Source organism: Arthrobacter sp. SDR-2R (genome assembly GCF_057747955.1).
In genome coordinates this window covers 4,229,180-4,242,809 of sequence record NZ_CM173231.1, presented here as the reverse complement: position 1 = coordinate 4,242,809, position 13,630 = coordinate 4,229,180, and the positions used below count along the sequence as shown (strand labels likewise).

13 protein-coding genes are annotated in these 13,630 nt (G+C 69.2%); 9 read left to right on the top strand and 4 right to left on the bottom strand.

From position 1 onward, the window contains the following. The first annotated feature begins 15 nt into the window (after positions 1–15). On the top strand, positions 16–1,656 hold the full coding sequence (locus tag AC3ANU_RS19495; RefSeq protein ID WP_488315106.1) for a glycoside hydrolase family 32 protein: 1,641 nt from the start codon (positions 16–18) through the stop codon (positions 1,654–1,656). Here the strand turns inward: AC3ANU_RS19495 and AC3ANU_RS19490 are convergent. Continuing rightward, positions 1,653–2,939 (bottom strand): glycoside hydrolase family 76 protein, encoded by a 1,287-nt coding sequence (locus tag AC3ANU_RS19490; RefSeq protein ID WP_488315105.1) that lies wholly within the window; start codon positions 2,937–2,939, stop codon positions 1,653–1,655. The two genes, AC3ANU_RS19495 and AC3ANU_RS19490, sit on opposite strands and share 4 nt — an antisense overlap. A gap of 124 nt (positions 2,940–3,063) precedes the next feature. Here AC3ANU_RS19490 and AC3ANU_RS19485 point away from each other — a divergent pair, with 124 nt between their 5' ends. Beyond that, positions 3,064–3,858: an SDR family NAD(P)-dependent oxidoreductase gene (locus AC3ANU_RS19485; protein ID WP_018770832.1), complete on the top strand. Its 795-nt coding sequence runs from the start codon at positions 3,064–3,066 to the stop codon at positions 3,856–3,858. Further along, positions 3,855–5,060, top strand: a complete 1,206-nt coding sequence (locus AC3ANU_RS19480; RefSeq protein ID WP_134165143.1) for an acyl-CoA dehydrogenase family protein — start codon at positions 3,855–3,857, stop codon at positions 5,058–5,060. The genes AC3ANU_RS19485 and AC3ANU_RS19480 overlap by 4 nt, the downstream gene beginning before the upstream one ends. On the opposite strand, the gene AC3ANU_RS19475 is transcribed toward AC3ANU_RS19480, so the two are convergent. Continuing rightward, a complete protein-coding gene (locus AC3ANU_RS19475; RefSeq protein WP_488315104.1) occupies positions 5,057–5,917 on the bottom strand; it encodes a DUF1684 domain-containing protein in 861 nt (286 codons plus the stop codon). The two genes, AC3ANU_RS19480 and AC3ANU_RS19475, sit on opposite strands and share 4 nt — an antisense overlap. A gap of 132 nt (positions 5,918–6,049) precedes the next feature. On the opposite strand from AC3ANU_RS19475, the gene AC3ANU_RS19470 reads away from it, so the two are divergent. From AC3ANU_RS19470 to AC3ANU_RS19460, 3 genes are all read left to right on the top strand, one after another. Continuing rightward, a complete protein-coding gene (locus tag AC3ANU_RS19470) occupies positions 6,050–6,589 on the top strand; it encodes a hypothetical protein (RefSeq protein ID WP_018770836.1) in 540 nt (179 codons plus the stop codon). Between the two features lie 113 nt (positions 6,590–6,702). Then, positions 6,703–9,510: a phosphoenolpyruvate carboxylase gene (gene ppc, locus AC3ANU_RS19465; protein ID WP_488315103.1), complete on the top strand. Its 2,808-nt coding sequence runs from the start codon at positions 6,703–6,705 to the stop codon at positions 9,508–9,510. A 124-nt stretch (positions 9,511–9,634) separates the two neighbouring features. Then, the gene (locus AC3ANU_RS19460) at positions 9,635–9,940 is read left to right on the top strand and encodes a hypothetical protein (protein ID WP_018770838.1); all 306 of its coding nucleotides are present in this window, start codon (positions 9,635–9,637) and stop codon (positions 9,938–9,940) included. Here the strand turns inward: AC3ANU_RS19460 and AC3ANU_RS19455 are convergent. Continuing rightward, entirely contained in the window at positions 9,937–10,596 is a 660-nt protein-coding gene (locus AC3ANU_RS19455; protein WP_018770839.1) for a DedA family protein, read from the bottom strand. The genes AC3ANU_RS19460 and AC3ANU_RS19455 overlap by 4 nt on opposite strands. Between AC3ANU_RS19455 and AC3ANU_RS19450 the strand changes: the two genes are divergently transcribed. Further along, positions 10,595–11,125 carry an O-acetyl-ADP-ribose deacetylase gene (locus tag AC3ANU_RS19450; protein ID WP_018770840.1) on the top strand — a complete coding sequence of 177 codons (531 nt, stop codon included), beginning with the start codon at positions 10,595–10,597 and terminating at the stop codon, positions 11,123–11,125. The genes AC3ANU_RS19455 and AC3ANU_RS19450 overlap by 2 nt on opposite strands. On the opposite strand, the gene AC3ANU_RS19445 is transcribed toward AC3ANU_RS19450, so the two are convergent. Beyond that, positions 11,097–12,071 (bottom strand): RluA family pseudouridine synthase, encoded by a 975-nt coding sequence (locus AC3ANU_RS19445; protein ID WP_018770841.1) that lies wholly within the window; start codon positions 12,069–12,071, stop codon positions 11,097–11,099. The two genes, AC3ANU_RS19450 and AC3ANU_RS19445, sit on opposite strands and share 29 nt — an antisense overlap. A gap of 110 nt (positions 12,072–12,181) precedes the next feature. Here AC3ANU_RS19445 and AC3ANU_RS19440 point away from each other — a divergent pair, with 110 nt between their 5' ends. Together AC3ANU_RS19440 and AC3ANU_RS19435 are read left to right on the top strand one after the other, a co-directional pair. Continuing rightward, positions 12,182–12,820: a helix-turn-helix domain-containing protein gene (locus AC3ANU_RS19440; protein WP_488315102.1), complete on the top strand. Its 639-nt coding sequence runs from the start codon at positions 12,182–12,184 to the stop codon at positions 12,818–12,820. Then, on the top strand, positions 12,817–13,509 hold the full coding sequence (locus AC3ANU_RS19435; RefSeq protein WP_488315101.1) for an SRPBCC family protein: 693 nt from the start codon (positions 12,817–12,819) through the stop codon (positions 13,507–13,509). Before AC3ANU_RS19440 ends, AC3ANU_RS19435 begins: the two co-directional genes overlap by 4 nt. The last annotated feature ends 121 nt before the right edge of the window (positions 13,510–13,630 follow it).

The following is a 13,630-nucleotide window of genomic DNA, read 5'->3' as shown; positions in this document are numbered from 1 at the left end:
ACGGATTGACACGACATGCCATCCACCTTTTTCAGAACCGCGTTTGCAGCCCTTCGGCGGCGGCCCCTCCTGTGGTCCGTGGTGGCCGCGGTTGCAGCCCTGGCCATGGCCGGTTCGCTGGTGCTCGTGGGAAATGCCCAGCGTGACGACAGCCGGCCGGCCGGGCAGCCCACGGCCGCACCCACGGAATCTTCTCCGGCTCAGGATCCCGGCTACCGCCCCGCCTACCACCTCAGCCCGGACCAGCGCTGGATGAACGATCCCCAGCGGCCCTTCCTGCTGGACGGCGTCTGGCACTATTACTACCTCTACAACGCTGACTACCCGGACGGAAACGGCACCGAGTGGTTCCACGCCACCAGCACGGACCTGGTGCACTGGAAGAACGAGGGCGTAGCCATCCAGAAGTTCGGCAATGGCCTGGGCGACATCGAGACCGGATCCGCGGTGGTGGACACCGAGGGGACGGCCGGGTTCGGCAAGGGGGCGGTGGTCGCCGTCCTCACCCAGCAGCACGACGGCGTCCAGCGCCAGTCCCTGTTCTACTCCACGGACAAGGGCTACAGCTTCCAAAGCTACGGGCAAAACCCCGTGATGGAGAACCCCGGCGCCGAGCACTGGCGGGATCCGCGCATCGTCCGGGACGACGCCAACAACCAGTGGCTGATGCTGCTTGCCGAGGGTTCCAAGATCGGCTTCTACACCTCGAAGGACCTGTTGCAATGGACCTATGTGTCGGGTTTCCAGAAGGACGGGCTGGGCATCCTGGAGTGCCCGGACTTCTTCCAGATGGATATCGACGGCGACCCCGCCAAGCGCACCTGGGTCCTGGCGGCGAGCGCCAACGGCTCCGCCGAGGGCCGCAGCACGGGGCTGGCCTACTGGACCGGCGGCTTTGACGGCAAGGCCTTCACCCCCGAGGGCAGCCATCAGTGGCTCGACGGCGGCCCGGACTTCTACGCGGCCGTCACCTGGGAGGATCCGCGCCTGGACGACGGCCGGCGGAAGGCCTCCCGGCACGCCATCGGCTGGATGAACAACTGGGCCTACGCCCGGCAGCTGCCCACAAAGGACTGGCAGGGGGCCGCCTCGGTGGTGCGGGACATCAGCCTCACCTCCGAGGGCGGCCGCCCGGTGCTGGCGTCATCGCCCACCGCCGGGCTCCGGTCGCTGGAGGGGGACCCGGCGCGCCTGCAGGCCGGCAGCATCGGGGACGGGCAGCCGCTGCCGGTTCCCGAGGGCGGCGCCTTCAAGGTCGACGTCGAACTGGAGAAACCCGGGAACGGGACCGGTGAAGCCCGGCTGCTCCTGCAAAGCGGCGGGAGCACCTACGCCACCATTGGCTACGACTTCACTGCCGGGCGGGCCTATGTGGCCCGCGACGGTGACACGGTGGCAGGCGGCCAGCGGAAGGCCGCCGACCCGGCAGCCGACACCGAGTACCGGCAGCCGCGTTCCGTCCAGGTCCGGCCCACGGGGGACACGGTGCACCTCACGGCATACGTGGACCGCTCATCGATCGAGGTCTTCGTCGGCGGGCAGTCCCTGACCTCCCTGGTGTTTCCGCCCGCGGGCCCCAGGGAGGCCCGCCTGGCGGCCGACGGCGGGGTGCTGCTTGGGGCCGGCACCGTCACGCCCCTGGCCGGCATCCGTTAGCCAGCGGTTGGCGCGCTGCCGTCGGGACTTGCCGCGGTGACTGCCGCGGCAGCCTCCAGCGTCATCCACGCCTGCAGCTGCGTGGAAAGCTCGACGGCGGCGCCCGGGGGATACGCCTCAGCGGCCGGGTGGGCGGCATGGATGGAGAAGATGCTGGTGCCTTCAAGCCGTGCCCTGGCCTCCCCGGCGCCGACGGAGCGCCGGCCGGACCAGAACGCCTCCGCGGTGTCCGTCACCAGCCGGGCAGCCGTGGCACGGGTGGCTGCGGGCAGCCGGGTGTCGGCTGCCGCGAGCGCCAGGTAGCGGCAGAGGATCCCGGTGAAGAGGCCGCCGTCGCCCGTTCCTTCGCACCGGAGCACTGGGCTGTCCACGGCCGTGAGCTTCATGTTTACCGCGTCCACCAGGGCTGCCGCCCGTGCGAGGTTGGCGTCGCCGCCCAGTTCCAGGAGGGCCCCCAGCACGGGACCCTGGTTGTAGGTGTACACGGCGCGTTCCACCACCACGCCGCCGGCGGGGTCCGGGCGCACACCGTCCAGGTACAGGCCCTGGTCCAGGTCGAAGAGGGTGGCGTCCAGCCAGTCCAGCAGCGCCTGCGCCTTGCCGCGCTGCCCGGTGCGGGCGTAGAACAACGCCACGGGGGCCGTGGCAGGGGTGTTCTTGAAGTCCCGCTTCTTGCTCCAGAACGTGCCGCCGCCCAGGTCATCGGTGCATGCGGCGTCGAACTGCAGCGTCAGCGATGCGCGGACCGTGGCGTTGCGGCGGCGGCCGGGGCGCCGTGTCTCCTCAGCCAGCCCGTCCAGCCTCAGCGTTGCCAGCGCCAGCCACGCCATGTCGTCGTAGTAGCTGTTCACGAAGGTCAGGGCGTTGCGCAGCCTGATGCCGGTGACCAGGCGCGAGGCCAGGCGTCCGGCGCTGGGCCGGTCCGGGCCGTTGAACCGGGCCGCGGGGGTGGCTCCGCCGCCCAGCTCCCGCCAGCCGGTATCCACCAGGCAGTCCACGTAATGGGCCTGCCACCAGTAGTGCCAGGGGAGGACCAGGCCCGCGGCCGGCCGGACGCGCCGGAGCGCCGCGAGCCACCGTCCCAGCCGCCGGCCGCCGGGCTCCTGTCCCTGCTCCGCCGCAGGCTGGTCCTGCCCCGCCGGGTGCTTGCCCTGCCACAGCACGGCGCCCAGGTGGGTTCCGGGCAGCAACAGCAGTTTCCGGCCGAACAGCGTGGTCACCGACTGGGCCGCGTGGTTCGCCCTGTCCTGCCAGGCGGTCAAGGAGGTGCTGCTGGAGGTCATGCCGTCCACCCTAACGGGGCACACGCAGCCCGGGCGCGTGCGGCGGCGGCGCATTTCAGTTAACATTCATTAACTGTTGCTCGAGGCCGCGCCGCGGCATGGGGACACGCATCAAGGAGGATGTATGGACATCAAGGGCTGCGTCGCACTGGTGACAGGCGGTGCCTCCGGGCTGGGAGCTGCCACGGCGCGGAGGTTGTTCGACGGCGGGGCCTCCGTAGTGCTCGTCGACCTCCCGTCCTCCAACGGGCAGGCAGCCGCGGACGAACTCAACGGCCGGGCCGAAGCCGGCCAGTCCGCCGTCTTCGCCCCCGCTGACGTGACCAGCGAGGCGGACGTGCGGGCCGCCGTCGGGACCGCCGCAGGGATGGGCCCGCTCCGGATCGTGGTGAACTGCGCCGGGATCGCCACCCCCGGAAAGGTCCTGGGACGCGACGGCGTGCTGCCGCTGGAAACGTTCAGCCGTGTCATCCAGGTGAACCTGATCGGCACCTTCAACGTCCTGCGGCTGGCGGCCGAGGCGATGGTGGCCACCGAGCCTGCCGTCACCGCGCTGGGCGGCCCGGAGCGCGGCGTCATCATCAACACCGCCTCCGTGGCGGCCTTTGAAGGGCAGATCGGCCAGCCTGCATATTCCGCGTCCAAGGGGGCGGTGGCCGCCATGACGCTGCCCATCGCGCGGGAGCTGGCGCGCTCGCTGGTCCGCGTGGTCACCATTGCGCCGGGAATCTTCGAGACCCCCATGATGGCCGGCTTGCCCCGGGAGGCCCAGGACTCGCTGGGCGCCCAGGTTCCGCACCCGTCCCGGCTGGGCAAGCCGGCGGAGTACGCCAACCTGGTGGCGCACATCGTGGACAACGCCATGCTGAACGGCGAAACCATCCGCCTTGACGGTGCCATCCGGATGGGGCCGAAATGAGCGCGCCTGACGTGTCACAGCTGCCCGCGGCGGACTTCTTCGCCGTCGAATCCCTGCTGGGCCAGGCCGAGAGGAACAAGCTGGCCGAGCTGCGGGACTTTTTGGCCGCCGAAGTGGCGCCGTACGCCGGGGACTGGTGGAACAAGGCCGAGTTCCCCGCCCACATCCTGCCCAAGCTGGCTGCGCTGGAACTGAGCACGCCCGCCCACCGCGGCTACAGCCACCTGTTCGCCGGGCTGGTCATTGCGGAGATGACCCGGGTGGACACCTCCATCGCCACCTTCTTCCTGGTCCACCACGATCTCTTCGTTGAGTCCCTGCACACCTTCGGCAGCGAGGACCAGAAGCAGCGGCTGCTGGCTGACGCCTCGGAGCTGCGCACCACGGGCGCCTTCGCCCTCACCGAACCCCTGCACGGGTCCGACGTGGCGGGCGGCATGGAGACGCGGGCACGGCGGATATCGTCCAGCACCGGGGAGCCGGACGACGGCGGCGACACCTGGGTGCTCAACGGCGCCAAGCGGTGGATCGGCAACGGGACATTCTGCGACTACATGCTGGTGTGGGCACGGGACGAGGGGGACGGTTCCGTGCGGGGCTTCGTCGTGGACGCCACCCTGCCGGGGGTAAGCCGGAGCAGGATCGAGAACAAGATCGCGCTGCGCACTGTCCAGAACGCGGACATCGTTTTCCGGGAGGTCCGGGTACCGGAGGCGGACCGCTTCAGCGGGATCAACAGCTTCGAGGACACCAAGGAACTGCTGCGCAGCTCGCGGATCATGGTGGCCTGGCAGACGGTGGGCCAGCAGCTGGCGGCGTTCGACGTCGCCCGGCAGTACGCCGTGGAACGCGAGCAGTTCGGCCGCCCGCTGGCACACTTCCAGCTGATCCAGCAGCAGCTGGTGACCATGCTGGGCAACGCCGTGGCCAGCATGGCCATGATGGCCGGGATCGCCAGGCTGCAGGACCAGGGTGCTGCCGACATGCCGCAGGTGGCGCTGGCCAAGTCCTACCTGAGTGCCAGGATGCGGGAAACCGTGGCGCTGGGCCGTTCCATCCTGGGCGGAAACGGCATCGTCACCGATTACCGGATGGCCAAGATCTTCGCCGACGCCGAGGCCATCTACACCTACGAGGGATCGTTCGAGGTGAACACCCTGATCGTGGGCCGGGCCATCACCGGGATCTCCGCCATCTCCTAGGCAGGGTACGGCTGCTTCTCGCCTGCCTCCACCCGGATGTCCAGGCTGTTGTTCCTCACCGGCATGGGGCAGGTGCCGTAGGGCGTGAAGGCGCTGGGGTAGTTGATGGCCCGGTTGAAGTCCAGCACCACGGTCGCCCTGCCCGAGGCATCGTGCCGGGGCCTGGGCATGGAGAGTTTCCGCCATTCGTCAGTGGTGTCGCCGTTGGTCTCGTCATGGAACGTGACGGTCAGGGCGCCGAGCTTCTCTTCCTCCGCCTGGAGCCGGAACTCATGGTTGCTGCCGGGCAGCCTGAACACCACTTCCCCCACGCTGCGGTGCACGCCGTCCACCAGGGGGTTCGCGGTGCTGATCGGCACGGCCACCGGGGCCGGGTAGGGCTCAAACCGGCCCGCCACCTCCCAGTCCGGGTTGTACGGGTAGGTGGGGACGCCGTCAAACCCGGTGAAGGCCGGAGATGCAGAGTCCCGGGTGCGGATGGCGTACCGCCCGCCGCGCATGGCCAGTTCCACCACCACCTGGTCCCCATTGGGGCCGCCGAACTGCACCCACATCAGCGACTCCTCGTCCGCCAGGACGGCGGACACCGTGCCGTCCACCTTTTCCCCCGTCTCTACCAGCGTGAGCCCGTCCGGCGGAGCAGCGGTGAGGAACGCCGCGGTGCCTCCGGGGTCCGTGGACCACAGGCCCGGGGCCAGGTCGACGGCGGCGGGGGCGTCTTCGAGCCACTGGAACGAGGTGAGGGTGAGCCAGCCGTGCGGCGCTGCCAGGGCTTTGTCCCGGCTGGCGCGGAAGCGCTGCCAGCGCTCGACCTTGGCGGCGGGAATGGCGGCGGGGGTGGCTGGGGTGGTGGCCATGGTTCCTTCCGGTTGCGTTGCCCCCGCTACAACCGCAGGCATGGACGGTTCATTCCGCCGGACGGACGCCGGCAACCCGCTGGGCATCCCGGATTCCAGCTGCACGGTGGTCCGCCGGGGTTGAATGGAGGGGTGGACATCCTTGCCGGAGTGAATCGGGAGTGGCTGGCGGCGCTTACGTGGCTGGCGGCGCTGGTTGCCGGCGCCATGGTGCTGGCATGGCGACGCAGGCGGGCCGACCTCGCCGCGCTCGCCGCCGTCGTCGTCTTCATGGCAGCCAATGTTGGCGCCGGCATCTACGTCCTGAACCACCTGGCGGACGGGCGCTGGGGCGGGGACGCGCAAGCCAAGCTCGTTCCGCCGCCGCTTTCCGGGACCCCGGTGGTGGGCCGGTTCCTGGAGCCGCTTGATGGGGCCCTGGCGGGCATGGCCGGCGGGGTCAACGACTTCATCGACTTCCGCGCTGCGCTGCCTGTGGCCCTGGACTTCTTCGCAGCCGCCGGCTGGGCCCTGGCCGTTTCGGTGCCGGTGGGGCTGGCGGCCGCCGCCGTTCAGGCGGGGAGGGCCCGCCGTCGTAAGGCTGACGATGCCGCCTGGCGCAGCGAGGTGGAGCAGCTCCGCGTGGAACTGGACGCCGTGAAGCGCCATGTGGGGTACCGCGACATCTTTTGAGACGGATTCCACTGCTGCACCGCACCGGGGGTAGCATCTTTAGCTAGTAACGTGGCTCACAGTATCCAGCGCAGTGTACGAGCCAAGTCCATAACCCTCGAAAGATTGCTTCAATGGCACACACTGCAACAGCGCCCGAAACAGATCTCGCCTCCGAACTGCGCGCGGACGTCCGCCGCGTTTCCACCCTTCTGGGGGAATCGCTGGTCCGCCAGCACGGACCCGAACTCCTGGACCTGGTGGAGCAGGTCCGGCTCCTGACCAAGGAATCCAAGGAAGCAGCCCGCGGCGGTGCACATGCCACCGGCCCCTGGAGCGCGCACGACGTCGTTGCCCAGGTCCGTGAACTGCTCGGATCCCTGCCCATCGAGCAGGCAACCGACCTGGTGCGCGCCTTCGCGTTCTACTTCCACCTGGCCAACGCCGCCGAGCACGTCCACCGCGTTCGCGGCCTGCGGACCCGGGCCGAGAAGGACGGCTGGCTGGCCAAGACCGTGGCGGAGATCGCCACCCAGGCCGGCCCCGGGGTGCTGCAGGAAGTGGTCAACGGGCTGGACGTGCGCCCCATTTTCACGGCGCACCCCACCGAGGCCTCCCGCCGCTCCGTCCTGGACAAGATCCGCAAGCTCTCCGACGTCCTGGCCCAGCCCACCGCCGAAGGGTCCACCGCACGCCGCCGGCAGGACCGGAAGCTGGCCGAGATCATTGACCAGATGTGGCAGACCGACGAGCTGCGCCAGGTTCGGCCCACCCCTGTGGATGAGGCCCGGAACGCCATCTACTACCTGGGCGGCATCCTCACCGATGCCATGCCGGAGATGCTGTCCGAGCTCTCCGAGCTCCTGGGCGAACACGGCGTCACCCTGGCGTCCAAGGACGCCCCCATCCGGTTCGGCTCCTGGATCGGCGGCGACCGCGACGGCAACCCGAATGTCACCGCCGCCGTGACCCGCGAAATCCTGCAGATCCAGAACCAGAGCGCCATCCGGATCAGCATCGGCATGATCGATGAGCTGATTTCCATCCTGTCCAACTCCACGGCACTGGCAGGCGCGGACGAGGCATTGCTGAAGTCCATCGATGAGGACCTGAAGAGGCTGCCCGGCCTGGACAAGCGGGTCCTGGAGCTGAACGCCCAGGAGCCGTACCGGCTGAAGCTCACCTGCATCAAGGCCAAGCTCATCAACACCGGCAAGCGGGTGGCCGCAAACTCCAACCACGAGCACGGCCGAGACTACAACGCAACCGATGAACTCATGGCGGACCTGCAGCTGCTGGAACTGTCGCTGCGCAACCATTCCGCCGCCCTGGCCGCGGACGGGTCCCTGGCCCGCGTCCGCCGCGCTATCGCCTCCTTCGGCCTGCACCTGGCCACCCTGGACATCCGCGAACACGCGGACCACCACCACGACGCCGTGGGGCAGCTAATGGACCGGATCGGCGGCCCGGGGCTCCGCTACGCCGAACTGAGCCGCGAGGAACGCTTCGAGGTCCTGGGCTCCGAGCTGGCCTCCCGCCGCCCGCTGTCCGGCCACCCGATCAAGCTCGACGGCGCCGCGGACGGAACCTATGACGTCTTCCGCGAGATCCGCCGGGCCCTGCGCATGTACGGCCCGGACGTCATCGAGACCTACATCATCTCCATGACCCGCGGCGCCGACGACGTCCTGGCCGCCGCCGTGCTGGCCCGCGAAGCCGGCCTGGTGAACCTTTTTGGCGACAAGCCCTACGCCAAGCTCGGCTTCGCGCCGCTGCTGGAGACCGTCGAGGAGCTGCGCGCCTCGGCCGAGATCGTGGACCAGCTGCTGTCCGACCCCTCCTACCGCGAACTGGTGCGGCTGCGCGGGGACATCCAGGAAGTGATGCTGGGCTACTCGGACTCCAACAAGGAATCCGGCGTGATGACCAGCCAGTGGGAGATCCACAAGACCCAGCGCAAACTGCGCGACGTGGCCGCCAAGCACGGGGTGCGCGTCCGCCTGTTCCACGGCCGCGGCGGCTCCGTGGGCCGCGGCGGCGGGCCCACCTACGACGCCATCCTTGCCCAGCCGAACGGCGTCCTGGAAGGCGAAATCAAGTTCACCGAGCAGGGCGAAGTCATCTCCGACAAGTACTCCCTGCCGGAACTCGCCCGGGAAAACCTGGAGCTGTCCCTCGCCGCGGTGCTGCAGGGTTCGGCCCTGCACCGCGATCCGCGGACCTCGGAGGACCAGCGCGAGCGTTACGGGCACGTCATGGAGGCCATCTCGGATGCCGCCTTCGACCGCTACCGCAAGCTGATCGACCACCCGGACCTGCCCGCCTACTTCATGGCCTCCACGCCCGTGGAGCAGCTGGGTTCCCTCAACATCGGCTCCCGCCCCTCCAAGCGCCCCGACTCCGGCGCCGGACTCGGCGGCCTGCGCGCCATCCCCTGGGTGTTCGGCTGGACCCAGTCGCGCCAGATCGTGCCCGGCTGGTTCGGCGTCGGTTCCGGACTGAAGGCGGCCCGTGAGGCCGGACATTCCGCCCAGCTGGTGGAGATGATGGACCACTGGCACTTCTTCCGCTCGGTGCTGTCCAACGTGGAAATGACGCTCGCCAAAACGGACATGGACATCGCCGGCTACTACGTGGCCACCCTGGTCCCGGAGGAGCTGCACCACCTGTTCCGGAGCATCCGGGACGAGTATGAGCTCACCGTTGCCGAGGTCCGGAAGCTGACCGGCGAGAACCTGCTCCTGGACGCGCAGCCCACGCTGAAGCGCTCGCTGGAAATCCGCGACCAGTACCTGGACCCCATCAGCTACCTGCAGGTGGAACTCCTGCGCCGCATCCGTACCGAAGCCGGGATCAGCGGAGCGGAAATCGACGAACGCCTCCAGCGGGCCATGCTGATCACCGTCAACGGCGTGGCGGCGGGCCTCCGCAACACCGGCTAGGCACACGCCCGCTCACGTTTGGCGGCTTTCCATGGAACGCCCGCCCACCTCCCGCCCGGAAGGTGGGCGGGCGTTTCGGATCCAGGCGCAGGATGTGAGCGGGGGTTTGGATAGGGTTGGAGGCATGCCTTCCTTCCAGACCCGCCTCAAGATCACCGGGCTGCGGCCGGGCAATCCGCCGGAGGCTGTCATGGACGCGGCCGTGGAGGCGCTGGGCACGCGCCACCACGTGGAGGCGCACCAGCTCCAGCTCGCCGGCGGCGTGCCGCAGCTGAACCTGCGCTTCCTCGTCGAAGCCAGCGAGTACAGCGGCGAGAACCGGCAGGCGGTGGAGTCGGCAGCCATGATGCGCGACGCCGTCGAACGCGTTGCGCTGACAGGCTCGCTCAGCGTGCTGCGGCGCAGCCGCGGCAAGTGGCTGCCCGTCTAGCCTGCGTCGGGGATTGGCTCGTCCTCCACCGGCGACCGGTCACCGCGCCGCCGGGTGACGATGATCCCCACGACGGCGCCGATCACCAGGCCAACGGCCACGCCGATGAGTGAGCTGGCCCAGAACGGCAGCTTGGTGGCCGAACCGGTGAAGTAGCCCAGCCCCACCAGCCAGCATGCCCACAGGACCGCCCCCAGCCCGGCGCAGAGGCTGAAGCCCCGCACGGAGACGTTCGCGATCCCGGAGGCGGCCGATGTGGCCAGCCTGCCGCCGGGGATGAACCGGGCCCCGATGATGGTGCCGTAGGTGGATGAACGGCCCGCCTTGGCCAGTCCGGCATGGATGCCGGCGTGGACGCGGCGGCCCCATTTCCAGCGGTCCAGCACATGGCTCAGCCGCCGCCGGAAGAGCTGGAACACCACCATGTCTCCCATCCAGGAGGCCAGGGCGGCCAGGACAAGCACCAGGAACACGTTGGCCCGGCCGTCGGCGGACAGCGCGCCTCCGGTAATCACCACCATCTCCGACGGGATGGGGGGAAAAATGGCGTCGCCGATCACCACCGGGATGACCCAGAAATAAAGGGCCGCCCCCCAGCTGTCAATGCCGCCGAAGTCCATTGCCACAAGGTACCGCACTTGGGAAACTGGCGGCATGCGGATCTCGGTTCTGCAGGGCGACATTACGCAGCGGCGGGTGGACGTGGTGGTGAACGCCGCCGACCCTTCGCTGCTGGGCGGCGGGGGAGTGGACGGTGCGCTGCACCGGGCCGCCGGGCCGGAATTGCTGGCAGCGTGCCGGGAACTGCGTGTCACGGCGCTGCCGCACGGCCTCCAGACCGGGGCCGCCGTGGCCACGCCGGCGTTCCGGCTGCCGGCCCGCTGGGTGATCCATACGGTGGGACCGAACCGCCGCGCCGGACAGACCAACCGTGCGCTCCTGGTGTCCTGCTTCAGCGAAAGCCTGCGGCTGGCCGACAGGTTGGAAGCCGGGGAGCTTGCCTTCCCGGCCGTGGGGGCCGGAGCCTATGGGTGGCCGGCTGCGGCGGTGGCGCAGGCGGCGCTGGAGGCCGTTGATGGTTTCCGGGCCTCGCATCCGGCAAGCGGCCTGGAACTGGTGGAGTTCGTGCTGCACACCGCAGACGTGGAGGCGGTGTTCAGGGACGTGTTGGGGCCGCTTCGCTGAGTTCCAGGCTGCTGCGGTACTCCACCGGCCGGCCGGAGATCGGATCCACGAACCGTATGCCGCGTGCCAGCAGCTGCAGCGGTCTGGCGTAGTCGTCCGGGGCTTTGTCCAGCAGGTCCGGGTAGAAGGCGTCGTTCACGATCCCCAGCCCCAGTGAGGCCATGTGCACCCGCAGCTGGTGGGTCTTTCCGGTGTGCGGTTCCAGCCGGTACCTGGCCAGGCGCGGCCTGCCGCCGGCACCGGTGCCCGCGGCAACCGCCGCCGGGCCGCCGTCGAACGTTTCCAGCCGCTCAATCCTGGTTTCCGCGTTCGGCTCGCCGTCGATGACCTCCGCCAGCAGGTAGCTGCGGGACTTGGTCATCCGGTTGCGCACCACTACGGGAAAGTCGACGGCGGGGTACCCCTGCGCGGGCTCGGCGGCCGAGACGCACTCGTATTCCTTCTGCACCTGCCGCTTCTCAAAAAGCACCTGGTACCTGCCGCGGGTCTTCGGGTTGGTGGAGAAGAGCAGGACGCCGGCGGTCATCCGGTCCAGCCGGTGCATGGGGATCAGGTCCGGCAGGTCCAACTGGTTGCGCAGGCGCACCAGGGCCGACTCCTGGATGTACGTGCCGCCCGGGGTGGTGGGCAGGAAGTGCGGCTTGTCCACCACCAGTAGGTGGTTGTCCTGGTGGAGGATGCTGATTTCCACGGGCAGCCGCGTCTCCGGCGGCAGCGTGCGGTAGTACCAGATGAAGGTGTGGTCCTGCAGCGGAGTGGCGCGGTCCAAAGGGACGCCGCCCTCGCCAACGATCTCGCCGGCGTCGAACCTGTCCTCGATGCCCTGCGGATCGATATGTCCCCAGCGGTGCATCATGTAGTCCATTGCCGTGTCCCACGGACCCTCTTCCGGAAGGCGCAGGCGGGTGGCGTTCACGCCGTCGCGCACGGGAAGGGGGGATTGCATCACCTGCCCATTCTACCGGGGCGGCCGTGGCCCTCCGGGGCCGGGTCCAGCCTCCACCGACGATAAAAAAGTTCTTGACAATAAAAGTTGTCGGTTGCGATAGTGGAGGCATGCAGGACATCGCAGTCATCGAGGACCCGGCCACGGCCGAGGTATCCCTGGACCCCATCCGCACCCGGATCCTGCGCGAGCTGGTCCAGCCGGCTTCCGCCACGCAGCTGGCTGTCCGTGTAGGCCTGCCCCGGCAGAAGGTGAACTACCACCTCAAGGCGCTGGAGCGGCACGGGCTGGTGGAACTGGTGGAGGAACGCCGCAAGGGCAATGTGACCGAGCGGGTCCTGCAGGCCACGGCGGCGTCCTACCTCATCTCACCTATCGCGCTGAATGAGGTGTCCCCGGACCCGCGACGGTTTGCAGACCGCTTCTCCGCCTTTTGGCTGCTGGCGCTCGCGGGCCGGATGGTCCAGGAGGTGGGCAAGCTGATTGCCGGCGCCGCCGCTGCCCGGCAAAAGCTGGCTACGTTCGCCATTGATGGCGAGATCACGTTCCGCACCGCCGCGGACCGGGCAGCCTTCGCCGAGGAGCTCGGCACCGAGGTCACCCGGCTGGTGGACAAGTATCACGACAGCGCCCCGTCATCACGGGGGCGGCGGCACCGGCTCGTCGTGGCGCTGCACCCGGCCCTTAAAGAAACCGGCGCCCCCACGGCAACCAACCAATCCCATCCAGGCAAGGAGCAGGACAAATGACCGACAACCGCAACTTCGAAATCGTCTACGACACGGAGCTCCCCGGCACGCCCGAGCGGGTGTGGGAAGCGGTGACCAATGGAACGCCCGCATGGATGTTCCCCACGGACCAGTGGCCGGACGTCAGGACGGTGGAGGAGTACCCGCACCACCTGGTCTCCCGGATGGACGGGCCCGACGGCTGGTTCAACCAGCTGGAACATGTGCTGGAACCGCTGGACGGCGGCCGGGCCCGGCTCCACTACGTCCACAGCGGCATCTTCGCGGACAACTGGGACCAGCAGTACGACGGCGCCAGCCGCCACACCGAGTTCTACCTGCACACGCTGGGCCAGTACCTGCAGTACTTCGACGGCAGGCCTGTCGTGTTTACGGACGTCCAGGCACCGGCGGCATCCCAGGCCCCCGATGGTTTCATCCGGCTTCGCGAAGCGCTGCGTGCCGGCGCGGCCGGGCAGGGCGCTGCGGTGGATGTGGAGCTCGACGGCGTGGGCCGGCTGACAGGCGAGGTGGACTTCTCCAATGAGCACTTCCTGGGCGTGCGCACCCCGGACGCCCTCTACCGGTTCTTCGGCCGCAACGCTTTCGGTGCCCCCGTTGGCATGACCGTGCACGACTTCAGCGGCACCGCCGATTCCGCGACCACGGCCAAGGCCTGGGGCGGTTTCCTGGAGCGCGTGTACGCGTAGCTGCCCCTAACGTTCCGTGTGGCGCTCCAAATCGCCGGAACGGTGCGGGATCGCCGTACCTCTCCGGCGATTTGGCACCGTTCCGGCGATTCCGCTGGCGGCCGGTCGCGGCCGGTCGCGG